Origin of the sequence: Staphylococcus sp. NWU MKU2 (genome assembly GCF_033283605.1) — a bacterium.
Lineage (GTDB): Bacteria > Bacillota > Bacilli > Staphylococcales > Staphylococcaceae > Staphylococcus > Staphylococcus haemolyticus.
In genome coordinates, this window is record NZ_JAVSMH010000006.1 from 20,025 (window position 1) to 45,991 (window position 25,967).

General features: G+C 33.0%; 21 protein-coding genes. 12 read left to right on the plus strand and 9 right to left on the minus strand.

Annotated features, from left to right (window positions below):
- The first annotated feature begins 523 nt into the window (after positions 1-523).
- The 4 genes from SBL15_RS09610 to SBL15_RS09625 all read left to right on the plus strand — a co-directional run bounded on the left by SBL15_RS09610 (position 524) and on the right by SBL15_RS09625 (position 5,764).
- Positions 524-919 (plus strand): (deoxy)nucleoside triphosphate pyrophosphohydrolase, encoded by a 396-nt coding sequence (locus SBL15_RS09610; protein ID WP_016930782.1) that lies wholly within the window; start codon positions 524-526, stop codon positions 917-919.
- Positions 919-3,783 (plus strand): DEAD/DEAH box helicase, encoded by a 2,865-nt coding sequence (locus SBL15_RS09615; protein WP_317955849.1) that lies wholly within the window; start codon positions 919-921, stop codon positions 3,781-3,783. The genes SBL15_RS09610 and SBL15_RS09615 overlap by 1 nt, the downstream gene beginning before the upstream one ends.
- Before the next feature lie 115 nt (positions 3,784-3,898).
- The gene (locus tag SBL15_RS09620; RefSeq protein WP_107637383.1) at positions 3,899-5,167 is read left to right on the plus strand and encodes an MrcB family domain-containing protein; all 1,269 of its coding nucleotides are present in this window, start codon (positions 3,899-3,901) and stop codon (positions 5,165-5,167) included.
- Between the two features lie 405 nt (positions 5,168-5,572).
- The gene (locus SBL15_RS09625) at positions 5,573-5,764 is read left to right on the plus strand and encodes a hypothetical protein (RefSeq protein ID WP_011274908.1); all 192 of its coding nucleotides are present in this window, start codon (positions 5,573-5,575) and stop codon (positions 5,762-5,764) included.
- Between the two features lie 151 nt (positions 5,765-5,915).
- Here SBL15_RS09625 and SBL15_RS09630 read toward each other — a convergent pair whose 3' ends face one another.
- The gene (locus SBL15_RS09630; protein ID WP_053016455.1) at positions 5,916-6,182 is read right to left on the minus strand and encodes a DUF1413 domain-containing protein; all 267 of its coding nucleotides are present in this window, start codon (positions 6,180-6,182) and stop codon (positions 5,916-5,918) included.
- A 189-nt stretch (positions 6,183-6,371) separates the two neighbouring features.
- Between SBL15_RS09630 and SBL15_RS09635 the strand changes: the two genes are divergently transcribed.
- On the plus strand, positions 6,372-7,067 hold the full coding sequence (locus SBL15_RS09635; protein ID WP_037570697.1) for an SDR family oxidoreductase: 696 nt from the start codon (positions 6,372-6,374) through the stop codon (positions 7,065-7,067).
- A 120-nt stretch (positions 7,068-7,187) separates the two neighbouring features.
- Positions 7,188-8,420: an acetylornithine deacetylase gene (locus tag SBL15_RS09640; protein ID WP_107637384.1), complete on the plus strand. Its 1,233-nt coding sequence runs from the start codon at positions 7,188-7,190 to the stop codon at positions 8,418-8,420.
- A 56-nt stretch (positions 8,421-8,476) separates the two neighbouring features.
- Here SBL15_RS09640 and SBL15_RS09645 read toward each other — a convergent pair whose 3' ends face one another.
- The 3 genes from SBL15_RS09645 to SBL15_RS09655 form a co-directional block, all read right to left on the minus strand.
- A complete protein-coding gene (locus SBL15_RS09645; RefSeq protein ID WP_107611512.1) occupies positions 8,477-10,642 on the minus strand; it encodes an RNA degradosome polyphosphate kinase in 2,166 nt (721 codons plus the stop codon).
- Positions 10,643-10,738: 96 nt separating this feature from the next.
- Positions 10,739-12,280 (minus strand): exopolyphosphatase, encoded by a 1,542-nt coding sequence (gene ppx, locus SBL15_RS09650; RefSeq protein ID WP_317955854.1) that lies wholly within the window; start codon positions 12,278-12,280, stop codon positions 10,739-10,741.
- A 213-nt stretch (positions 12,281-12,493) separates the two neighbouring features.
- Positions 12,494-14,038: an AbgT family transporter gene (locus SBL15_RS09655; protein WP_107613558.1), complete on the minus strand. Its 1,545-nt coding sequence runs from the start codon at positions 14,036-14,038 to the stop codon at positions 12,494-12,496.
- 268 nt (positions 14,039-14,306) lie between these two features.
- Here SBL15_RS09655 and SBL15_RS09660 point away from each other — a divergent pair, with 268 nt between their 5' ends.
- Positions 14,307-15,125 carry an SDR family oxidoreductase gene (locus SBL15_RS09660; protein WP_107611515.1) on the plus strand — a complete coding sequence of 273 codons (819 nt, stop codon included), beginning with the start codon at positions 14,307-14,309 and terminating at the stop codon, positions 15,123-15,125.
- A 192-nt stretch (positions 15,126-15,317) separates the two neighbouring features.
- Here SBL15_RS09660 and SBL15_RS09665 read toward each other — a convergent pair whose 3' ends face one another.
- Positions 15,318-16,394: a M42 family metallopeptidase gene (locus SBL15_RS09665; RefSeq protein ID WP_317955857.1), complete on the minus strand. Its 1,077-nt coding sequence runs from the start codon at positions 16,392-16,394 to the stop codon at positions 15,318-15,320.
- A 167-nt stretch (positions 16,395-16,561) separates the two neighbouring features.
- Here SBL15_RS09665 and SBL15_RS09670 point away from each other — a divergent pair, with 167 nt between their 5' ends.
- The gene (locus SBL15_RS09670; protein WP_107611517.1) at positions 16,562-17,023 is read left to right on the plus strand and encodes a YehR family lipoprotein; all 462 of its coding nucleotides are present in this window, start codon (positions 16,562-16,564) and stop codon (positions 17,021-17,023) included.
- A gap of 81 nt (positions 17,024-17,104) precedes the next feature.
- Here the strand turns inward: SBL15_RS09670 and SBL15_RS09675 are convergent, their stop codons facing one another.
- Together SBL15_RS09675 and SBL15_RS09680 are read right to left on the minus strand one after the other, a co-directional pair.
- A complete protein-coding gene (locus SBL15_RS09675; protein ID WP_317955860.1) occupies positions 17,105-18,391 on the minus strand; it encodes an O-acetylhomoserine aminocarboxypropyltransferase/cysteine synthase family protein in 1,287 nt (428 codons plus the stop codon).
- Positions 18,392-18,665: 274 nt separating this feature from the next.
- Complete coding sequence (locus SBL15_RS09680) at positions 18,666-20,243, minus strand: FMN-binding glutamate synthase family protein (protein ID WP_107611543.1); 1,578 nt, start codon at positions 20,241-20,243, stop codon at positions 18,666-18,668.
- A 188-nt stretch (positions 20,244-20,431) separates the two neighbouring features.
- Here SBL15_RS09680 and lnsB point away from each other — a divergent pair, with 188 nt between their 5' ends.
- The 4 genes from lnsB (at position 20,432) to SBL15_RS09700 (ending at position 23,696) form a co-directional block, all read left to right on the plus strand.
- The gene (gene lnsB, locus SBL15_RS09685; RefSeq protein ID WP_107611519.1) at positions 20,432-21,214 is read left to right on the plus strand and encodes a CPBP family lipoprotein N-acylation protein LnsB; all 783 of its coding nucleotides are present in this window, start codon (positions 20,432-20,434) and stop codon (positions 21,212-21,214) included.
- Between the two features lie 55 nt (positions 21,215-21,269).
- Complete coding sequence (locus SBL15_RS09690) at positions 21,270-22,070, plus strand: CPBP family intramembrane glutamic endopeptidase (protein WP_016930767.1); 801 nt, start codon at positions 21,270-21,272, stop codon at positions 22,068-22,070.
- Between the two features lie 176 nt (positions 22,071-22,246).
- Positions 22,247-22,909 carry an ATP-binding cassette domain-containing protein gene (locus tag SBL15_RS09695; RefSeq protein WP_011274922.1) on the plus strand — a complete coding sequence of 221 codons (663 nt, stop codon included), beginning with the start codon at positions 22,247-22,249 and terminating at the stop codon, positions 22,907-22,909.
- The gene (locus SBL15_RS09700; protein ID WP_037550211.1) at positions 22,902-23,696 is read left to right on the plus strand and encodes an ABC transporter permease; all 795 of its coding nucleotides are present in this window, start codon (positions 22,902-22,904) and stop codon (positions 23,694-23,696) included. The genes SBL15_RS09695 and SBL15_RS09700 overlap by 8 nt, the downstream gene beginning before the upstream one ends.
- A 54-nt stretch (positions 23,697-23,750) precedes the next feature.
- Here the strand turns inward: SBL15_RS09700 and SBL15_RS09705 are convergent, their stop codons facing one another.
- Both SBL15_RS09705 and SBL15_RS09710 read right to left on the minus strand, forming a co-directional pair.
- On the minus strand, positions 23,751-25,217 hold the full coding sequence (locus tag SBL15_RS09705; protein WP_107611522.1) for a sensor histidine kinase: 1,467 nt from the start codon (positions 25,215-25,217) through the stop codon (positions 23,751-23,753).
- Positions 25,207-25,887, minus strand: coding sequence for a response regulator transcription factor (locus SBL15_RS09710; RefSeq protein ID WP_107611523.1), 681 nt, complete (start codon positions 25,885-25,887; stop codon positions 25,207-25,209). The genes SBL15_RS09705 and SBL15_RS09710 overlap by 11 nt, the downstream gene beginning before the upstream one ends.
- Positions 25,888-25,967 lie beyond the last annotated feature (80 nt).

Below are 25,967 nucleotides of genomic sequence, written 5' to 3' on the forward strand. Positions count from 1 at the left end.
TCCGCTAAGATGAGCTTTTTGGGAAATATAATATGTAATGGTTATACTTCCCAACCTCCTCAAAAACTCTATGTATTAGATGTATATCTAATACACTTAAATTGTACAATATATTATTCAGATAGAATACCTGTCGTAATATCAAATCTTTAGCTAAAAATATCAATCTTTTTACTTCATTTAAAATTTATTGAAAAAGAAAGAGACCCACCTTACTCTCCAGTTAAGATGCGCCTCTAACGAATTTTATCAGTTGAGAGCTTATTATCCCCCTCATGCATCAGATCGATCTAATGTGAGTTAATTATACTGCAAACATAATGGCGCCCGTTATCAAAAGATGGACAGAAAGTATCAATAATTGGTGGATTTCTTAAAATGCAAATTTGCTTTAAAATTCTAACTAAATATGTTCAATTTAAGTTTTAAAAAACTTATACATACTTTTAGATAAGAGGATTGATGAAAATGTAAGTTTTGATAAAATTATAATTAATAAAATAAAAAGGTGTGGGTCTTTTCTATGAAAAAGGTTATAAATGTTGTTGGCGCTATAATTTATTCAGAAGGGAAAATCTTATGTGCACAACGTAGTGAAAACATGTCATTACCATTAATGTGGGAATTTCCAGGTGGCAAAATTGAGCCTGAAGAATCTGAAAAAGAAGCTTTAATCAGAGAAATACAGGAAGAGATGAAGTGTGATTTAGTTGTCGGTGACAAAGTGACTACAACTGAACACGAATACGAATTTGGCATTGTAAGATTAACTACTTTTAAGTGTACATTAAATAATCAAATGCCTACGCTAACGGAACACAAAGAAATCAAGTGGTTACATGCTGGTGAATTAAAAACACTTCAATGGGCACCAGCAGATATTCCAGCAGTAGAAATGATTTCAACTGGTGAAGAATAATGGCTAATAATATAGTAGATAGTTTAAAGCAGTCATTGAATAAAGGTTTTATAGATAAAAACGTTGTTCACGAAGGTAATTTGAATCCCAAAATATTAATAAATAATAAAAATCAAAACGTATTAACAACTATTTTAAATGAGTTAAACAAATGTAATACATTTTATATATCAGTAGCGTTTATTACTGAAAGTGGGTTAGCAAGTATTAAATCAGCACTCTATGATTTAAATAAAAAAGGAATTTCAGGAAAGTTAATTACTTCGAATTATTTAGGATTTAATACCCCTAAAATGTATAAAGAATTATTGAAACTAAACAATGTTGAAGTACGCTTAACAGACATTGAGGGTTTTCATGCGAAAGGATATATATTTGACCATGATAATTATTCTTCTATGATCATTGGGAGCTCTAACCTGACATCAACTGCAATGAAAGTAAATTATGAACATAATGTTTTGTTGTCAACTCATAAAAATGGCGATTTAATACATAATGTAAGGTATCAATTTGAAGAATTATGGGATAACAGTATACCTTTAGATGAGAAATGGATTGAAGACTATGAATTATCATTTAGTCCGAAACTCTATAAAAATTTATTTGAAATCAATAGTGAGCAAAACACATTATTAAACAAATTTAATAAAACCAATGAAATAAAACCAAACATCATGCAAGAAGAAGCTTTGATGTCTCTAAGACAATTAAGAGAATCAGGTGAACATAAAGGGTTAGTTATATCGGCTACTGGAACTGGTAAAACTATTTTATGTGCATTGGATGTAAGGAATTATAAGCCTACTAAATTTTTATTTATTGTTCATAATGAGAGTATTTTAAAGAAAGCTCGCCAAGAATTTATAAAAGTATTTCCCCATGAAAATCCGCAAGAGTTTGGTTTATATACAGTTACTCATAAAGAACAAGAAGCAAAATATGTTTTTGCAACTATTCAATCTTTAAGTAGAAATGATAATTACAAAAACTTTAAAAAAGACGCATTCGATTATATAGTTTTTGATGAAGCGCATCGTACTGATGCTAAAACATATCAAATTATTTTTAATTATTTTAATCCTGATTTTATGTTAGGTATGACAGCAACTCCGGAGAGAACAGATGATGGAAATATATTCAAATTATTTGATAATAATATTGCATATGAAATTCGATTACCTAAAGCCTTGGAAAGCAAAATACTTTGTCCATTTCATTATTATGGAGTTACCGATTATGTACATAATGGCATAGAAAGTGATGATTTTACTGATTTAAAAGATTTAACTTCTGAAGAAAGGGTTAGTCACATAGTTGAAAAAGCAAACTATTACGGTTTTTCAGGTGATACATTAAGAGGGTTAATATTCGTTAGTAGAAAAGAAGAAGCTATTGAAATAGCAGAAATGCTGACAGCTAGAAATATTCCAAGTAAGTCACTGATTGGTAGTGATAGCCCTAATAAAAGAATGAAAGTAACAAATGAACTAATTAATGGTGAAATTAATTATATCGTTACAGTCAATTTATTCAATGAAGGTATAGACATTCCAGAAGTGAATCAAATTTTAATGTTAAGAGGTACACAATCTAGTATTATATTTATTCAACAGTTAGGTAGAGGATTGAGAAAAAGTTCTGAAAAAGAATATGTTACAATCATAGATTTTATAGGTAACTATAAAAATAACTATCTTATTCCAATAGCTTTGTCAGACAATCAATCTCAAAATAAAAATGCATATCGTGAGTTTTTAAGTAACCCTAATAAAATAGAAGGTATATCTACGATTAATTTTGAAGAAATCGCTAAGAAAAAAATCTATGATTCTATAGATAATGCTAAATTAAATAGTGTAAAAATTATTATTGATGCATATAAAACTGTTGAAGAACGAATAGGTCATACACCAATGCTTATGGACTATATTGAACAAAATTCGATTGACCCTCAGGTTATTTTATCTAAATTTAGCAGTTATCATGAATTTTTAAAGAAATATAAATATACGCAAATGGAACTCTCAGATGATGCAACAAAAAATCTATGTTTCTTATCAAGAGAAATATCACCTGGATTAAAAAATTCGGATTATTTAGTACTTGAATATATAATCAATAAAGGTCAAATAGGTGAAGAAATATATGATGAATTGAATTATCTTAATAATGAGGATATTAACACTTCTTTAAAAATATTAACATTAGAATATTTTGGTCAAGCAGAACATGCGAGATATGGTAGTCCAATTATAACTAAGAATGGAAATAAATATAGTTTGAGCGCTTCATTTAAAAAACATTTGGCAGATATGCAATATCAATTATATGTAGACGATTTAATTAGTTTAGCTAAATATTATAATGAGAAGTTTCAAAATTCAGGGAATGACTTAATCCTTTATAATCAATATTCGAGATTAGATTTTCTAAAATTAGTAAACTGGAGAAATGATGAAAAAAATATGAGTAATAACATTTATGGTTATAGAGTGTTAGATGATCATATTCCAGTATTTATTACATATAAAAAATCTGAAGATATAGAAGATAATATTAAATATGAAGATCATTTTATAAGTCAAGATGAATTAGCTTGGGTTTCAAGAGCAAATGCATCATTAAAAAGTAATGAAATACAAGATATTATTAACCATAAAGAGAAAAATAAAAAAGTTTATATTTTTGTAAAGAAAAGTGATGCTGAAGGAAGACTTCATTATTATTTAGGAGAAGCAGAATACATCCAAGGAACAGCTAAAGAAGAAATTCGAGATATTGGTGATAGAGTAGTAACAATGAATTTTACTATGAAGACATCAATTAGAGATGATATATATAGATATATTGTAGAAGAATAAAATTAACGATCACCATAGTGTAATTAGTCAGATTTTAAATTGCACTATGGTGTCTTTTATTATTTTGAATATATAATAATATATGTAATATACATAATGATTAGAGGGATTCAAGATGATAAAAGATATAAAAAATGTTTTGAATTTGATAAAAATGAAAAATAGTGAGGATGTCAGAACGAATAAAGATTGGGACCTAAGTGACAAGTATTCATCAATTATTGAAGAATTATTGCCCAAACAGCTAGAAAATTTATCTAATAATAAAGACCTTTTAACTACTGGAAGTGTTGGAAAGGGAAATTATAGTATGGTTCCATGGGTTACTACCTTTAACACTAATATAACTAAAAGCACTCAAAAAGGTTACTACATTGTTTATTTATTTCACCCCGAAGGCAAAGGGGTATATCTCTCTTTAAATCAAGGTTGGAGCGAAATTAAAGAAAAAACTTTTGGTGTGAAAAAAGCTAAAGAAAAAGCACTTGCCCTTTCCAAGTATTTAGCGTCATATCTGGATGATAATAACTTTGAAGTAGGTAGATTTTATTATTCAAATAATAAGGATAGTAAATATGATAAATCGGATTTGCCAAGTGGATATGCTCACGGTTCAATTATTTATAAGTATTATGATTTTGAGACTGAAGTGTATACCGAGGATATGATGATTTCAGACTACAAAGAAATGATTAAATTACTTAACGGATTAGTAAATAAAATTAATATAAATGAATATAACGCTTTATTATTAAATATTAATGAAATAGTTACAATAATAGAGACTAAAGAACTTAATGAAAGTATTAATGAAAATAAAAATATTCAAATGTCTCAAATAGATAAGCCCAAAGCTTCCACATATGCAAAAAAATATAAGACCTCTACTAAAAAACAAACTGATGACGACATTGAAAAAGCCCATAAAGAAAACAAAATAACGGGACAAATTGGAGAAAAATTAGCTTATCAATATTTTATGAATTTAATTGAAAAAAATATATCTGATAAAAATTTACAAGAACAATTTATTAATACAATTGATACATCTATGGGTGAACTGCACGGATATGGATATGACATGACTGCTTTTGATCCTCAAAATTTAGATAGTCCAGTTGAAAAATATATTGAAATTAAAGCCACTAAATCTAAAAAAGAGGATGAACCTTTTTACCTATCATTAAATGAAATATATGCCATGTATGAGAACCCTCAAAAATATTTGATATTCAGAATTATAGGATTAAATAGTAAAACACCTAAGTTTTATATTATTGATCCATATGAAAACCATGATGAATTTGAAAGTGTAGAGGATTTAATAGAGAAAGTCTTTAATGCCGAGTGTATTCAATTTAAAATATTTAATGTTAAACCATAGAATATACATCATAGTTAAGAGGGATAACATAAAAGTATAATTACCTGAACCTAAGTGCTTTAGCGCATTGTGAGTAGTTCTAAGATAGATAACGTAGCGAAGTTATAAGACTCCTAGCGGAAAAGAAAGTGTCTCAAGACTACAGGCTTGAGCCTTTCCCGCAGGAAAGCGAAATAACTTAAGCAAGTGAATATCTATCTAAGAACTACTTTATAGCCCCCTAGGCAAGTATATCGACTTAAGTGAAATATAAATCCTTTTATATTCCACATACATAAATTCCTTCAATAGCTTTCATTTTCAAAAAAGTGAACTATTTGTGAAAAGTATCACAAAAGACTTTAAAAATTTTTAAAAGGGTGTATGATAAGAATTGTAAGGAATAAGTAATGGGAAGTGATACTGATGAGAAAAGTAATTGAAGAAGTTGTTTTTTCTGATGAAGGCAGTTACGACATTTATTTGAAAACTGGTGTTAATCAAGGAATGATCGGTGATATTAAAGATGGCTACTTGACTATCGATTCAATTCCATATATTGATGCAGAACGACTATATTACTATGGACTCGAACGTAAAACACTCGTTACAAATTAATACAAATTGAATGGCCTCCTATTAACATTCAAGAACCTTATATGCCTTCGTTGGTGAGCAGTCGAAGTCATACCATAAATATACCCCTAATCATTCTGGAATAATGTGTTGAAAGCCCGTATCTTACCATAGAGATACGGGCTTCAGTGTATTATAAATCTTTGAAATTCTTCTTAACTTCATTATATTGATATTCTTGATTATATAACTTAAACTTGTAGCCTTCTTGACTAGAGAATGGCATTCTTACACGTGGAATTTGGTCCAATTGTGCGATAAATTCTCTCTCTTGGCGTGTACGTTGCTTCACACTCATATTCATCCATTCTTCTTCACTATATAAATCGATGAAATGAAACGAGAAACTTGTTCTACTCTTTTCAGCACGTAACGCTTGAATACGTTCTTCAAATGTCATTGTGTATCCTCCTATCTTTCTATATGCCCAATGATTTAATTACATATATTAACTTTAATACGTTTTCTTAAAGATTACAATTCATCTTAGTATTTTCATAATAATATTTCCTGGGAATTGTCTTAAAGGTTTAATGCATTTTAAATAAGGTAATGTATTTTATGAATCTAAAGTAAAGGATGAAGTGAAATGACAGAATTAAACGGACGCGTAGCAATTATTACCGGTGCAAGTAGTGGTATCGGAGCAGCAACAGCAAAAGCACTTGAGAAGCAAGGTGTTAAAGTCGTATTAGCAGGACGTAGTCATGATAAATTGAATACGGTAGCGAAAGATATGAATGAAGACAATATACATATTGTACCTACAGATGTGACAAACCAAGTAGAAGTAGATGCATTAGTAGCAAAAGCCATCGATGTATTTGGACACGTGGATATCTTCGTAAATTGTGCAGGTGTCATGCGTTCATCAAAAATCACAGACTATCAAGTTGAGTCATGGGATTCAATGGTTGATACGAATATTAAAGGACTTCTATACAGTCTCAATGCGATATTACCTAAGTTTGAAGCACAAGGGTCAGGACATGTGGTAAATTTAGCATCTATATCTGCGAATGAAGTATCTAAAGAAAGTGCATTATATAGTGCAACTAAATCCGCTGTACTGATGATTTTTAATGGCTTAGAAAAAGAATTAGCAAAAACAGGGATTAAAACAACAAGCATATTACCAGGAATGGTAGATACACCAATGACAGAACGCAGTGACTTTGGTGGTCGTAAGAAACTAGATCCTGAAAATATAGCTGATGCGATTGTTTATGCACTAACACAACCAGCACATGTCAATGTAAACGAAGTGACTGTGCGACCAGTATAATAATAGTCATAGGTGTTTCTTGTCATTTGGCAAGAAACACCTTTTTTGTAATCTTTATCGTGATACACTGGTAATGAAGGACGATAGTGGGGATAACTAAGATTTAGAGGAGTGACAAAGATGGAGAAACGTCTTTATAACTTATTAGAATTATTAGTTAGCTATAATACGGAGAGTCCACCTGGACGTAATACAGACCCTTTGCAAGATGAGATTGAAGAATTATTAAAAGCACTTGGATTTAGTATTCAACGGGAACAACTTTATAAGAATGATAGTGTCATTGTCGCGACTTTGAAGGGGAGTGACCCTTCCGCACCTAAACTTATATTAAATGGCCATGTAGATGTGGCATCAGTAGATGATGATTCAAACTGGACGTATTCACCATTTGAATTAACCCAAGTGGATGACTGGCTTTATGGTCGTGGAGTAAGTGATATGAAAGGTGGTATGGCGTCATTATTTTATGTTCTTGAAAAGTTACATCAAGAAGGACGCCAACCTAAAGGCGATATCATTGTACAGTCTGTCGTAGGAGAAGAAGTAGGTGAAGCAGGTACGAAACTTGCTTGTGAAATTGGACCTAAAGCTGATCTAGCACTTGTGTTAGATACAAGTGAGAATATGGTGCTTGGTCAAGGTGGTGTGATTACCGGCTGGATTACCGTGAAAAGTAAGAATACCATTCATGATGGTGCGCGTAGTCAAACCATCCATGCTGGTGGTGGGCTATTTGGTGCGAGTGCCATTGAAAAAATGACAAAAATTATTCACGCACTAAACGAATTAGAACAGCACTGGGCTGTAATGAAACATAGTCCTGGTATGCCTCCAGGTGCAAATACCATTAACCCGGCAGTGATTGAAGGTGGACGCCATCCAGCATTCATTGCAGATGAATGTCGTTTATGGATAACGGTTCATTATTTGCCAAACGAGCGATATGAAGATGTAGTTGCAAAAATAGAAGATTACTTGAATCGTGTGGCTGAGGCTGATATTTGGCTTCGAGAGAATCCATTGAAGTTTGAATGGGGCGGTGAATCAATGATTGAAGATAAAGGTGAAATCTTCCCTAGCTTCACCATACCTACTGAACATCCTGGATTTAAACAATTACAGTCAGCACATCAAACTGTTCATGGAACGGATTTAAAGCATGGTATGAGTACGACTGTAACTGATGGTGGTTGGACAGCACACTTTGGTATACCAACTATTTTATACGGGCCTGGTAGTTTAGAAGAAGCACATAGCGTAGATGAGAAGATAGAAGCATCAGAACTACAAACCTATAGTGATGTTCTCTACCAATTCTTAAATCATTGGTACGATTACCCTAAGAAATAAAATTGTTTACAAAAATAAAGGCAATGGTCATGAGCGACCATTGCCTATTTTATATGTTATTTCTTTAGAGAACGACGGATACGATTCATCCAATTCGCACGACGTTTAGACACAACTGGCATACCTGATGGTTGAGCTGAACGTTTTTTAAGTTCTTGTCCATATTTAATTGCTTCTTGCATTAAATAGACTTGTGAATTTAACGGTGATAAGTTATTTCCCACATAGTGATAATGACCATGTTCATCTTGGTAGCGTCCTTTTTGATTATCAGATAATTGTAAGTCCATGAAGTCGACTAGGCGTTTTCCAATTTCTTTATCTTCAACTGGGAATAAGATTTCTACACGTTTAATCATGTTACGTGTCATTACATCAGCTGATGATAAATAGATGCGTTCATCTCCATTGTTATGGAAGTAATAAATACGAGAGTGCTCTAGTAAACGACCTACGATACTTACCACTTCAATATTCTCACTTATACCAGGAATACCTGGTTTTAAGCAACAGATACCACGAATAATGAGTTGAATCTTCACACCGGCTTGTGATGCTTCGAATAACTTTTCAATGATGGCTTTATCCGTAAGTGAGTTCATCTTCATCATAATTTTACCGTTGCCATGTTGAAGGTGACTGCTAATCTCTTTATCAATGCGATCGATAAAGACATCACGAATATCAAATGGTGCTACGATTAATTTATTATATTCTGGTTTTACTGAGTACCCACTTAAATAATTGAAGAAGTTAATGGCATCTTCTGCAATTTGTTCATTTGTAGTGATAATACCCATATCTGTATAGAGTTTCGCAGTCTTGTCGTTATAGTTACCTGTTCCTAAGTGAACGAATGATGTTAATTCGCCACCAATACGTTTAACGACTAAAGCGATTTTACTGTGTGTCTTAAGATGTGTCATACCATATATAACGTGACAACCTGCATCTTCTAACATGCGTGCCCAGTGTACGTTGTTTTCTTCATCGAAACGTGCTTTCAATTCTACAAGTACGGTTACTTGTTTACCTTTTTCAGCAGCTTCTTTTAAACTCTTAATAATAGGTGAGTCTTTACTAACACGATACAATGTCTGTTTAATCGCTATTGTATTTGGATCGTCCGCAGCTTCGCGAATAAAGTCAACAATCGGTTCGAAAGATTCGTATGGGTGATGGAAGAAGATATCACGTTTTAATGCAAGTTCATATAAATTATTATTGCCTAAAGAACGTGGAATCTGTGGTGAATATTTTTCATAAGTTAAATAATTTAATTTATGAGATAGGTGATCGACTAAGCCGAAAATAAATGTTAAGTCTAATGGTCCATTTAAGAAATAAACATCTTGCTTATCAACTTCCAATGTTTCGATAAGCCAGTCTAAATCATCTGGATTTGCAGTACGACCATCAACTTCTAGACGTACAGCTGAACCACTCTTACGTTCTTTAAGGAAACGTTCGATTTCGATAAGTAAGTCTTCAGCGCCATCCTCATGTATCGTTAAATCGGCATTTCTTGTGATTCTGAATGTGAAGGTATTTAATACTTCATAACCAGTAAATAAATAATTGATAAAGTATGTGATGACGTCTTCAACCATGACGACATATTGTTTAGCACCTTCATTATAAGTTAAGAATCTTGGAATGAGTGACGGGATTTGCACAATTGCTGAATTAATCGCATCTTCAGTATCAATGTCTACGAAGATGTTTAAACTTTTATTATTAAGTTTAGGGAAAGGATGATACGCATCAATGCCAAGTGGTGTTAAAGTTGGCAGAATCGTTAGTTTAAAATCTCTTTCTAATTTGTTTAATAAAGGTTCAGATAATTCATGTGGTTCGCACATCACTATTTCATAATCTTGAAGTTCAGTCATTAATTCGTTATAACGTTCATATTGTGTATCAACATATTTTTTAGCTTTTTCTTGGATGGAATCAACTTGTTCTTGTGGTGTCATTTGTGCTTTGTTTTCTGGTTTGTCATAGCCCATCTTAACTTGGTCTTTTAAACCTGCAACGCGAACCATGAAGAATTCATCTAAGTTAGAACTAAAAATAGATATAAAGTTTAATTTTTCTAGTAGCGGATTGTTTTTGTCATATGCTTCTTGAAGTACGCGATAGTTGAAATCAAGCCAACTTAATTCGCGGTTGTTGTAGTATTGCGGTAAGCTAATATCATTTTCTCCCAATTGAGTTTGCATTCCAAATACACCTCGTCATTTCCTCAAATATGCGTTATTCTTTTCAATTAGTAAGTAAAAGGCATAATATCCTAACTTTAAGATAGCATACTTGTTTTAAGATTTTGTAAAGATAATGGAAACATTTCCTTTAAGTATCTTTTCAATATGTTTTTTCTGTCTGTTTGCTTGATATTCTTCTGCAATGGGCTCGCCTTCAGTATAGTAAACAGTCAATTGATAGTCCTCGTCGCCTTTTTTCTTTTTCTTCAATTCAACATCGATTACGAAGCTCGTTTGTGAAATGTTTAATGCGTTGATAAATTTAATGATGCCGCCGAGCGCTTGAATCGTATCTACTTCTTTATTGCTAAACCAATCTGTTTCTTTGCAATAGAATTTCAATAGTGATTTATTTTTGAAACTAGCGAGTAACGCTAATTTAACACGGTCTTTATGTGTATAACCGTTAATCATAGAGTTAGCAATGATGTAGTACGTGTGTGGAGAACTTGAATCTGAATCGATAAAGCTACCTAGGTAGTAAATATAAGCGCCTTCTTCAAATAGACGTTGATCGTTATCACTAATGTCTAAATCAGCGATATCAATTAATTGTGATAATAAGGATTTAGCTAATTTAAGACGTGCTTGTGAACTAACATCTTCAATCTTATATTCACGTGCTAAGAAGTGAATGGATTCTTTACGTACATTATTTTTATCGAAGACATCAGGGTAGCGTTCACGTACTTGCTTCATGACATATCCCTCACGTAAACCGTTTCTAGAGAATGTGAACTGTTTAGCGTCTACAATTTTATACAACGTTTTAAACACTGATACAGCTGGTAAGATGATGTCTACACGGTCACGACTTAGGCCGTCAAGGTTGGTTAAATCATCGCGATCACTTTTACGAATGATATCAAAAACTTCATCAATATCTTTATTCGTCATTGTATAATTGTGTACACCGCCAATAGGGTATGAATGTTCGGCTTGATGGATTCGAGCTACATTTCGTGCGGAACCACCGACACCTACAAGTGCAACCTCTTGATCTTTCAACCACTCTAAAGATTCAAATTGTTGAGATAGGAATTTCTCCATATCTTTAATAGCACCTTTATCGTTATGATCTTTGTCGTTGAAGAACTTTCTTTTAAGTGTTACGACACCGAAAGGGAAACTATGTGATTCAAATAGTTCTTTATCTTTAAATAACGTTACTTCAGTTGAACCGCCACCGATGTCGACGGATACTCCGTTTTCAATTTCAGTAGTGTGAGTAATTGCGTAATAACCATAGTAAGCTTCGTCTTCTTCGGGTACGATTTTAATATCAATACCAACTTCATTTTTAACTTCATTGACAATTTCATCATTGTTTTTAGATTGACGGATTGCGGCAGTAGCAATCGGATGTAATTCAGTTACATTGAATTTATCAGACACAGATTTAAAGCTGTGTAATGCATCAATGAGTACTTTTATGCCTTCTTTACTCATTTTATTATCTTTAGTGAGATATTCGCTTAGTCGTGCAGGCGTCTTAATGTTGAGCAATTCATTAATTCCTGATTCTTTATTAAAGTTAAAAATAACTAATCTGATAGTATTTGATCCAATATCTACTAAACCTATTCGTTCTTCCATCGTGTCCTCCTAAATGACTAGAATAATGTTGATTAAAATACACTTCTATACCTTTATTTTACCGTAATATAACACTTTGAAAAAGGGAGACTGCTATAAATATTTAGTAATAAGTAAAAATTTTGTAAGGGATTACATAAAAATAAACCTCCTCGAAGATAGAGGAGGTTTGTGCACATTTAAAAGGCTAAAATATTATGTTTAATTGTTATATTATTTCGGAATTTTAACAGGTCCACCTGGTCCTAATGGAATACCTAGTAAGTACCAAGCGATAACGAATAATGTCCATACGACACCTAACGCAAAGGTGTATGGCATTAAACTTGAAAGTAGGGAACCTAGTTTCATATTTTTATCATACTTTTGCGCGTAAGATAGAACGAGTGGCATATAAGGCATCATCGGAGTGATTGGGTTTGTAATTGAATCACCAACACGATAAATCATTTGAGTAAATGCAGGATGATAACCTAGTAATATCATCATCGGTACGAAGATTGGAGCAAGAATACCCCACTTAGCCGATGCACTACCTATAATTAAGTTAATCAAACTACTAAGAATAATGATGCCTATAATAAGCACGATACCATTTTGATGTTGAAGTAATTTGGCGCCATAGACTGACACAATAATACCAAGATTACTCCATTGTAAGAACGCTAATAATTGAGCGGCAAAGAATACGATTAATATGAAAGACCCCATAGAACCAAGAGAGTCACTAATCATACTACCTAAATCTTTCGAGTTCTTGATTTGTTTACTCAAAATGCCATAGACCATCCCAGGAATTAAGAAAATAACAAGAATCACTAAACCAACACCATTAATTAAAGGTGAGTCGTCAATGAGACTGCCTGTTTTAGCATTTCTTAACCAACTTCCTTCTGGAATACAACATACGATTAGGGCAACAATCAGTAAAAGAAATGACATGTTCGCCCAGAATAATGCTTTCTTTTCAGTTGGCGTAATATGAGATGATGTTTCCTCGTCTTCATCATAATTAGCTTGACTCGCATCATATTCACCTAAACGTGGTATAACAACCTTTGTTGTAGTGAAATAGATAACAGGAAGTACTAAGATGACACTTGCGGCAATAAAGTACCAGTTCATAGCCACATTAATCTTGACGCTATCTGAAACAATCTTCGTTGCTGGTTCAGTAAATGCATAGACTAATGCATCTTGCATACCAATTAAAAAGTTTGCGCCAAAACCACCTAATGAAGAAGCATAGGCCATTGCAAGACCGGCGATTGGGTGATAGCCAATCTTAATAAAGATCATTGCAGCAAGTGGGGGTAAGATGACTGTTGCTGCATCCCCAGCTAGACTTCCTAATATCCCAATTAAAATGATAGTCGGTACAATGATTCGCTTTGAAGCTCGGTTAACAACTGAAATCATTAACTTATCAAAATATCCTGATTTCTCAGCAGCACCGACACCAATCATCACTGCTAATACAAGTCCTAGTGCAGGAAATTCAGAAAAGTTCTTAACGGCATCATTCATAATCATAGCGATACCTTCAGTACTAAGAATACTCTTTATATGTATGGTTTCTCCATTTCCTGGATGTTTCACTGATACGTCAAAAAGAGACACAATCCAAGTGATAATAGCTAAGCCAACACACATTAAGAAGAAAAGCATTGCAGGGTCTGGTAATTTATTACCAGCTTTTTCAACACCATTTAGAAATTTATTAACTAAAGATGTTCTTTCTTTTGTATTAGTGGTCATAAAATGGCCCCCTTTGTTAGTTAACTCAAAGTATAACAAACTAATTTTTAAAATATAGCAATTTTCAGAAATTTAAGTATAAGAATTGGTTATTAATGTGATAAGTACAATAATAATTACTTATTAAATAAGATTGGAATTAAATTGTGTGATGAAGCGCTATCATTATGAGAATAAGGTTTGAGGGTGTTTGAAGTGTGGAAGATAAACATTGTATAGATGAGTTAAATTTCATTAAAGAAATTTGAAAATAGGAGTGAAAGCCGTTATGAAACGTTTAGAAAATAAAATTGCAGTCATCACTGGTGCAAGTACAGGTATTGGTCAAGCATCAGCAAAGACCTTGGCTAATGAAGGTGCACATGTACTCGCCCTTGATATTTCGGATGAATTAGAAAAAACGGTTGAAGAAATAAATCATAATGGAGGTAAAGCTACTGCGTATAAAGTAGACATCTCAGATGATAAACAAGTCCAAGACTTTGCGGATAAAGCTAGAGATGAGTATGGGCGTGTAGATGTTATCTTTAATAATGCGGGTGTAGATAATGGCGCAGGCCGAATCCACGAGTATCCTGTTGAAGTATTCGATAAAATTATGGCAGTGGATATGAGAGGTACATTCTTAGTAACCAAATTCTTATTACCGTTAATGATGGAACAAGGCGGTTCTATTATTAATACGGCATCATTCTCAGGACAAGCTGCCGACTTATATCGTTCTGGATATAACGCTGCCAAAGGTGCAGTCATTAACTTTACGAAATCCATCGCTATTGAATATGGTCGTGAGAATATTCGTGCGAATGCTATTGCACCAGGAACAATTGAAACCCCATTAGTAGACAATTTAGCTGGTACTTCAGAAGATGAAGCGGGTAAAACGTTCCGCGATAATCAAAAATGGGTCACTCCATTAGGTCGATTAGGTAAACCTGAAGAAGTAGGTAAACTTGTTGCATTTCTAGCATCTGACGATAGTTCATTTATTACTGGTGAAACGGTTCGAATTGATGGTGGTGTTATGGCTTACACTTGGCCAGGAGAAATGTTAAGTGATGATAGTTGGAAGAATTCAGTAGAATAGCAATAAATTGTAATAGTTAAAATTAAAATGAAGGTTAATATTATAACCCCAGTCTATGGCAGTAGACTGGGGTTAGTGACGTCAAATGACGTTAATCTTCATTATATTAAGCACACCACACACTAGTGTGAAAATGCGATATTTTGATGATATGACTTAAACTATCAAATTCATAATATTTTAACTAGTAACTTACCATTTTATTCTCTCATAAGCATCATCATTTAGTGAACGAACGATTTCAGTTACAAGGTGCACTGAATTTTCATAATCATCTGTGTGGAGTACTGACACATTTGAATGCATATAACGTAAGGCAACGCCAATAGAAATTGTAGGTATACCTTCATTTGCAACATGGATACTTCCTGCATCTGTACCACCGCCAGCTGTTGTATCCCATTGCACAGTAATGTAATGTCTTCTTGCAACTTCTTTAATATATTGACGTAAGCCTTGATGTGCAACATTAGATGCATCCATTAAGATTACTACAGGCCCATTTCCTAAAGTCGTCTCACTTCCAAGGTTGTTCATTCCTGGTGTATCGTATGCGACTGCAACATCCACTGCAATAGCGAGGTCAGGTTTGATTTTATTAGCAGCAACTTTAGCACCACGCAAGCCAACTTCTTCTTGCACAGTTGCCCCTGCATATAAATCTACACCGATTTGTTCATATTTAAGTCTTTTTAATACATCGATTGCAAGTGCACAACCGTAGCGATTATCGAATGCTTTAGCAGTTAAATATTTGCCATTCGCTAATTCTTCAAATTCACTATAAGGTGTAATCATATTGCCAACTTCGATACCGTGATTTTCAGCATCTTCTTTACTTCGAACACCGATATCAATGTACATATCTTTAATTTGGACAGGCTTCTTACGTTCTTCTGGGTCAAGTACGTGTGGTGGTTTTGAACCGATAAGACCACGGATTTCAGTACCATCATCTGTTGTAATGGTTACTTTTTGAGATAACATGACTTGATTCCACCAACCACCAATAGGTTGGAATTTAATAAATCCATTATTATCGATTTTAGTCACGATAAAGCCAATTTCATCTAGGTGGCCAGCTACCATAAGTGATTTTGTTCCATTGTCACTTGCTTTTTTACCAAATATGCCACCCAAACCATCTTCTATAATTTCATCACTTACAGGCTCTAAATATTCTTTCATCTTTGCCTTTACATTGCGTTCATATCCAGCAATGCCATTCACATCAGTCAATGATTTTAATAATTCAATTGATTCTTTCATATGCACACACTTCCTAACGTCATTATTTACTAACATTGTAGCATGTAGATTTTTGTTTTTCTGAAAAAATTGTTTCTAATCAAAATTATCTGGTAATGTTATACATAATAAGATAAAGTAAATGCTATAATTTAATTGAAAAATGACACAGTGGGAAGTAGATGAGTATGATGAAAAAGTTCTTTGTATTGACGATATTAATGGTGTTAAGTGTAAGTATATTAGGCGCGTGTAGTAAGGAACGCTCTAAGACATATGAAGGGGACATGGAAGGGAAGCATGTATTAACGACATTGTCTTATAAAAAGAATAAAGTAGTAAAACAATCAACGGTAACAACATTGAAGTATAATGATTTCGGTATGTCTAAGAAAGAAGCTAAGAAGACGTTCCATGATCATCATCAATTGAAAGACCTTAAAGGTGTATCTTATAGCTTAGAAAATAATCATGAAAAATGGGTTGAAACAATCGATATAAACTATAAAAAAGCAGATATTAAAGAAGTCGAGAAGTACTTCTCTTTAATGTCAACATCTAAAAATGATAAGAAGGTCAATATGGAAGGGACCGTTAGAGAATTAAAAAAATTAGACTTTAAACAAAAAAGTAATATGACAGATGAATAATGAACCAGAAAAGCTGTAACGGAGCCGGGGACATGGACATAAATTAATGTCTCAAGATCCGTTACAGCTTATTTATATCATTTAAATAATGCTAAGTGCATCATTTAAGTCGTTAATAATATCTTCAGCATTTTCAGTACCTATCGATAAACAAACCATTTCTGGAAGTACACCTGATTGACGTTGTTCCGCTTCAGTCAATTGTTGATGCGTTGTACTTGCAGGATGGATGACGAGTGATTTGGAGTCTCCTACATTTGCGAGTAATGAGAATAGTTGCAATTTATCGACGAAGCGAGCGATGTCATCAACTGATCCGTCTACGCCAAATGTCAGAATTGCACCTTGACCTTTTGGTAGATATTTTTTAGCTAAGTTATGATATTTGTTGTTTTCAAGACCAGGATAATTTACCCAAGTGACTTTAGGGTGTTGAGCTAAAAATTGAGCAACTTTTAAGGCATTTTCAGAGTGACGTTCCATACGTAGATGTAATGTTTCTAAACCAATTAAAAATTCATGAACATTATAAGGCGATACAGCTGAACCTAAATCACGTAATAATTGAACACGTGCTTTAGTGATGTATGCAGCTTCACCGACATCATTCGTATATGAAATGCCATGATAACTTGGATCAGGTTCGACTAATCCAGGGAACTTACCGTTATCCCAATTAAACTTACCGCTATCTACTATAATGCCACCTATTGATGTACCATGGCCTCCTATAAATTTAGTAACTGAATGGATAACAATATCAGCACCATGTTCAAATGGACGACATAAATAAGGAGAAGCAAATGTATTATCAATGACAAGTGGTAAACCATTATCGTGAGCAATTTGTGCTACCGCTTCAATATCTAATACATCTATAGCTGGATTACCGATTGTTTCAGCATAAATCGCTCTTGTTTTATCATTAATCACTGCTTTAAAGTTGTTAGGATCACTAGGGTCAACAAAGTGAACTTTAATACCTAGTTTTGCAAAGGTGATGTTTAATAAGTTATAAGAACCGCCATATAGGTTAGACGATGCTACAATCTCTGAACCAGTTTCCACAATATTGAGTAATGCCAATGTGATAGCAGCTTGACCTGAAGAGGTAGCTAATGCACCAACACCACCTTCTAATTGTGTGATACGTGCTTCAAAGACATTCTGAGTTGGGTTCATGATTCGTGTGTAAATATTACCTGGTTTAGCCAAAGAGAATAGGTCTTGTGCATGTTGCGTATCATCAAAGACATAACTTGATGTTTGGTAAATAGGCACAGCACGTGATTTTGAGAATTCATCGATAACTTGTCCGGCATGAATCGTTTGTGTTTCAAATTTCCAATTTGGATGATTGTCTGTCATAAATATTACCTCCAATTAATAGAATATTCTGATAATTTATTTTTAATTATTATACAGCACTTTAGAATGAAATCAAATTGAATTAGTAAGAATTAAAAGGTAGGGGATAGAATTTCCGAGAGTTTATTTAATTGGTGCTCGCTTAATTCAAGAAATTACAAAAAAGAGAAGGTACTTGATATGAGTACCTTCTCTTACTAGTCAGCTATTGGGTGGTAGCGATATAGCTTCAAAGTATTATTTTTATCCAACCTTAACTCTCTTTGCCATCGAGTTAACTTATTAATTTCAATTTATAATCAATGATATTTTCTATTGAACCATCAATACGTTTAATTACAATATGGTCACTTGTAATTTCATTCGGACTTTTGACACCAACTGCGGCCGCAATGTTAAATAGTCCCTCATGTAAACTAGTAATATAGTTCGTTACTCGATATTGCTTTTCATCGACAATTAATGCTTTTTCCTTCTTAGGATCTGTCGTCGCAACACCTACGGGACACGTGTTCAAGTGACATTGTTGACTCATAATACAACCTACACTAATCATCATGCCACGAGCAATATTAACTAAATCGGCACCTAATCCTAAAGCAATCGCTACTTTATCTGGCGTAATTAATTTACCTGAGGCAAAGATTTTCATTTTATCTCTAATTTGATGTTGCTCTAACATACCAGTTACGATAGGTAGTGCTGTAAATAATGGTAGACCGACACCATCTTGCAACTCTTGGAATGTCGCACCTGTACCACCTTCACCGCCATCAATTGTGATGAAATCAGGATATATATTCATATCAATCATTGATTGAACTAATGCTTCAATTTCTTCAACTTTACTCACTACTATTTTAAAGCCGACTGGTTTTTGACCTAGATGACGTAATTTATCTACAAATTGTAATAAGTCTTCAGGTGAGTCTATAAAATCAAAGCGGTTAGATGAGTTCACGGTTTTATAAGGTTCAATGTTTCTGATTTTGGCAATTTCTTCTGTAACTTTATTGCCCTCCATATGACCACCGCGAGTTTTGGCACCTTGTGCGAGCTTAATTTCAAATGCTTTGACCTCTTTATGATTTGCCGTCTTCAGAAATTGATCGTCGCTAAAGTTACCATCTTTATCACGAACACCGAAGAGACCAGGTCCAATTTGGAAGATAATGTCGCCTCCACCTTTAAGGTGATATTCTGACAATCCACCTTCACCTGTATTCATCCATGTGCCTGCACGGGCTAACCCTTGTGATAATGCAGTGATTGCACGACCACCAAGTGCACCGTAGCTCATTCCTGATTGACCAACGAGTCGTTTGATTTTAAAAGGATGTTCTAAATTGTTTCCGAGAATAATAGCATTATCGTCTGTTAAGTAGTACGGATCAATAACTGTTTGATCTCGATGTTCATCACGTTGAAATAAGCGTTCATTGTCCACTTTATAGACGAATGTTGAAATCATAGTTTGATTATCAATTTGTAATTCATTACGTTGTAAAGGAAACATTGTATTTCGTATGTAAAAACCATCCTTATACTCTCGTTGTGTTCCAAAACTAGACATTCGAGAGTTGTATTTACCTGCTAGTACAATATTTGTGTACTGATTTCTTGAAAATGGTTTCCCCTCTGTATCATTAGCAAATAAGTATTGACGTAATTCTGGTCCAATCTTTTCTGCAAAGTAACGTACACGTCCTAGAACAGGATAATTACGTAAGACACTGTGTTGATTCTGCCCTTTATCTTTAAATAGCAACACAAGTACTAAGCCGATTATTGAAAGAATCACAATAAATATCATGATGTTAACAATAAACTGCATAACTGTAAGTATAGAAATCAATTTTATTTCTCCCCCTTTGAACTTTCTACAATTAAAATCATACACCAATGTAAATCTTTTACAATTTAAATTAGGAAGAAATTTTCAATTTCTTAATATTAATAATCTGATAGAATAACAAATGATATATGACATACATGTATTTCGATGATAAAGTATGATGTACAAGATGTAAGAGGTGACCTATGGAAAAAGAGGGAAAGTCATTGAAACAAGAGGGTTTAAGAAATCAATGGGGAAGTCCTGAAGTAGTAAAAAAAGATTTCTTATTAATACCCATTTACATCGTTTTTCAAATTTTAATGCCAATTATTATTGTTTTCGGTGTTCTAGGTGTTCATGCGATGATAACGCAAGACCCACCACCGCTCTATTTATATAATTTGATGTTGAGCGTCAGTTTCGTTATAGCGCAATTTATTGTTATCGTATCATTTTTTGCATTACATAAACTCTATATTGCTGATGTGGCATTTAGACAACTTCGCATTGCTAAACGTAATTACTTACCATTAATAGTTAGTGTGAGTATCAGTGCAATATTGCTATATTATACTTTTAATTTTGTAGCGCAGAAACTACCTAAACCTTTAAGTTATGATGTAACTCAAGCGCAACTTCGTCTTGAAGGTCTATTCAATCATCCAATTGCAATCGTGTTTACTTTTATTACAGTGGTTGTATTACAACCTTTAATTCAAGAATTAATTTATCGACACTTAATCATTCATGAACTCGGAAAAAAGCTGAATTTGATGTTAGTTATTGTATTGAGTATAGTGATAGAAGTAAGTGTACAGGTATATGACTTGATATCCATCATGGAAGTGATACCGTATTTAATATTATCAATTGGCTCTATCATTATTTACATAAGAAGTGGAAAGAATTTAGCAGCATCATATCTTTATCATAGCTCTGTACATTTGGTGATATTTATTACTACAATGGTAGAGAAGTTTTTTTAATTTTTGATAATAGTTGAAATTTACATATTCAAAAAGAATAGATAGGGAGAGACTTATGACAAATGAATATGAACATTCGCAAGAAACATCTAAGCATTCACAACTAAACAATGAATTTGCATCAAAACGAATTGTTAAACGTGATTTCTGGCTTATACCAGGCTACTTAATTATTAATATTGTTTTGCCATTGATATTAACAATAGTTGTAATGATTACGATTGTAGCTATTACGGGTCAGACCTCACAAGATCCTTTCATAAAACAATTAATGGGGATTAATCAAATTTTTGTCTTGTTAGGACAGTGTCTGTTATTACTATTATTTTATTTAATGCATCGCAAATCGCTTATTCCATTAGCAATTCAACGCTTTAAAGATTTGAAAAAACACATCATACTGATTATTGTTGTTCTCATTGCGATGTATTTGGCACAATTTTTATACGGAAATTTAATAGAATTGCTACCTGAAAAATATCAGTTTAATAATACTGAAAATAATAAACAAATTGAGGAACTCTTTAAGACGAGATGGATTTGGCCAATATTATTTTTAGATATAGTAATCGTTACGCCAATCGTTGAGGAATTACTCTTTAGACATCTCATTATTCATGAACTCGGTAAGAAATTAACATATGGTGCAATGTACGTTGTATCAGTATTAATCTTTGCTGGATTACACGTACTAAGCGCATCATCTCCATTTGAAGTTGGACCATATTTAATTATGGCGATTGGATTTGTTGTTGCGTATCACTATAGTGGTCGTAACTTAGCAATCACCATTACGTTGCATATGATAAATAACTTAATTTCATATTTCTCTATTATTATTTCGATTATTTGGTAATAGATTTACACGGATTGAAGTGAGATACAGTGAATCAAGAAATGTTAACTTGAATTCGCTTATCTTACTTCTTTTTTTGTTATTATAGATATAAATGATGCTAGAACAGATTAAATAAAAAAGTATTTTAATTTATTTTCCAATAAAAGTAATAGTTAAGAGGAGGTTAGTAACAGATGTTATTAAACATCAAAAATTTATCATATAAAGCGGATAGACGTATGATACTCAAAAATATCAACTTTCAATTAAATGAAGGTGAGGCAGTAGCAATCATAGGTCCATCTGGTAGTGGGAAGAGTACATTTTTAAAGCAGATTAATAATCTAATTAGCCCGACAGATGGTGAACTTTATTTCAAAGATAAGCCATTCAATGACTATCCTCCTGAAGAATTGCGTATGAAGATAAGTTATCTCATGCAACAGAGTCAACTTTTTGGTGAGACGATTGGGGATAACATGTCATTTCCAGCGTTAGCTCGTGATGCGCACTTTGATAAGGAAAAGGCACTCGATTTATTGAAGAAAGTGAACTTAGGTCAGTATGATTTAAACTCTAAGATTGAACATCTATCCGGAGGTGAACGTCAAAGGATTACGATTGCACGTCAACTTATGTATCGTCCGGATATATTATTGCTAGATGAATCTACAAGTGCACTCGACACGCAAAATAAGCACATTATTGAACAAATGATTTTTGACATGGTTAAAGAAGGTGTCGCAGTCTTATGGATTACGCACAGTGATGACCAGAGTATGAGACATTTTCATAGAAGAATAACAATTAGTGATGGTGAGATAACGAAAGAGGAGGCGTTAAATCAGAATGAGTAATACAGCCCTTTGTTTAACTGCATTATTATTATTAATTCCAATCTTTATTTCGTATAAAGAAGGGTTACATATTATTAAAGATTTAGTAGTAGCTTCCGTACGTGCAGTTGTACAGTTAATCATATTAGGTTTTATATTGCACTATATTTTCAAAATAGATCAAGCATGGATATTAATGTTAGCAGTGCTAATCATTATTATAAACGCATCGTGGAACACAATTAACCGTGCTTCTCCTGTTATGCATCATGTCTTTTGGATTTCATTTATCGCTATATTTATTGGAACTGCTTTACCGCTAACTGCTACTGTATTAGCTGGAGCGATTGATTTCAAAGCAAATGAAGTTATCCCGATAGGTGGTATGTTAGCGAATAATGGCCTTATCGCGATTAATTTGGCTTACCAGAATTTAGATCGAGCATTTGTTAAAGATATTACCGATATTGAATCTAAGCTTACATTAGCGGCCACACCTAAATTGGCTTCTAAAGCATCAATTAGAGAGAGTATACGACTTGCTATCGTACCTACGATAGACTCGGTTAAAACATATGGTCTAGTTTCTATTCCTGGTATGATGACAGGCTTGATTATTGGTGGCGTACCACCACTACAAGCGATTAAATTTCAATTACTTGTCGTATTTATCCATACCACAGCTACGATAATGTCAGCGTTAATTGCGACATATTTAAGCTATAACCAATTCTTTAACGTGCGTCATCAATTAGTGGCGCGTAATAGTGCACTCAATGCACCCGATGAAGAAGCGAAAGATAATTAAATTAAAAAGTCAGCTTTCACTTGATTCTCCAAATGAAAGCTGACTTTTTATTTACTATGCTGTATCCACCAATATGATATGGAAATGTACACCTTGCTTAGATGGTAATAGTGTAATTGAACCATGATGATAATTAACAGCGTCTTTTATGATAGATAAACCGATACCATGTTGAGCTTTATTCGCTTTCGACGTATACGACTGTTTAAATAATGCATCAATATTAGCGTGAGGCAAACCTTGACCGTCATCCTTATAATCAATCATCAAGTTATTTTCAATTTTAGAAAAAGTTATTTTTATGCTAGGGTTGATCTCATTATGATCAATACTATTATTGATTAAATTTATCAGAAGTCTCTCGAAATACAATTTATTCCCATAAAACGTTGATTCATCTTCAAAATGAAAGTCGCATGTTAGGGATTGGTAACCAATAATCTGAGCAATACGATTAACTGTTGATTGAATAGGAAAGTTCTCTTTATCATGCTTCATCTGATTGGTTTCCATATCAAACGTTTGATTCAAACTATCAATCAAATCACTCATAAACGTTGCTTTCTCCGAAATAAGTTGAACATAAGATTGTGACGCTTCATCAGCTTGTATTAGTTTAGAGTAACCATAAATCGTTGTAAGTGGTGATTTTAAATCATGAGAGATTTGACTAATCCACTTCGATTTATAATATGACATTTGATTATGATAAAATTTATCAGACAACATTTGTTCATTCAATTTCGACAAAGATGTGTCCAGTTCCGGATATGTTCGACGATTCTTAAATCGCTTACGTTTCGACGTAGGCTGATGTAGTTTGCCCAAAGACAAATTGCCAATCCAATCAATGTAAAAGGACAACGGTCTTGTCAGACGTTTTGAAATTAGAATGGCAGTTAAAGTAATTAAGATGATGTTAGCAACGATGAACGAAATGAAAAGTACAATATACGTATTCTTGCTATCATTAAAGGCTTCGCCAAAGTTATCATTCCACAGTATAGTTCTTTGACCTGGATTCTTCTCAAATTGAAGTTCATTGTTTGAAATCAAATAGTTGTAATGATTGAAATCTAAAGATGATAAACTATCAAGTAGTTGTGATGTTTTGATTTCATCGCCATTTGTTATTTTAGGTTGTTTCATTTTATTTCTATAAATATAAACAAGATACGTGCCTTTTTTTGATACAACAGAATTTGTATTATTTATGTTTTTTAATAGTGTTGGCTTTATATTTGTATTACGTTTCGATTTTGGGTAGAGAATGTCACCATTTTTACGGACGAAATATAAATCAACGTTACTCTTCTTGGCTAACGATTTAAGATTGTCATTTGGTTCTTTGGTAACTCCGTATGTTTCTAAATAGGTTGGTTCAATTTCGTTAATATCCCAATAAATATTAGGTAAAACTTTGAAAAACAATATTATTATTAATATACACGTGATAGTGAAATTTAGAAGTACAAATATAGTCATATATTTAAGAAACTTTAATGTAAATTTATTGATCATTGCCATCTTCCTTGAACATGTATCCTTTGCTGCGTACAGTTTTAATCATCTTAGGTGAATTAGGAGCCGCTTCAATCTTCTTACGCAAAGTTCTAATATGTACCATCAAAGTGTTATCATCGACACCTGTATCGTATCCCCATACTTTAGCGTAAAGCTGATCTTTCGTAAGTACTTGGTTCTTATTTTTAACAAGATACGTTAATAAATTATATTCACGATTCGTAAGGTTGATTGGTTTATCATTAATACACACTTCCATACTATTGAAGTTAATAGTTAAATCATTATAACGATACATCGACTGATCTTTATCATTTAAATGTAAAGACACTCTATAATATAACTCCATAGGATCAAAGGGTTTCTTAATATAATCAACTGCACCTTGTTCGAAGCCTTTATAAACATCTAAATGTGTTGTTTTAGCAGTAACTACGATAACGGCTGTATCATCTAAATCAATATATTTCAATAACTGATAACCATCTTCAGACTTTAAATTTAAATCTAATAATATAACTTGAAAATTGAAGTTCAATAATTCAAATTTTGCATCTTCAATATTATCAACGGATTTAATGTGTTGTATCCCTTTTGTACTTAAAGATAATTTCATTAACTCATTAATATCTTTATCATCTTCAATAATAAGTACTTCGCCGTTCATTTAAACCACCTCAATACCTATCTTATACAACTTTTTAACATTTAACTATTCCGATAATTATTATTTAAGGAAAAATTAAG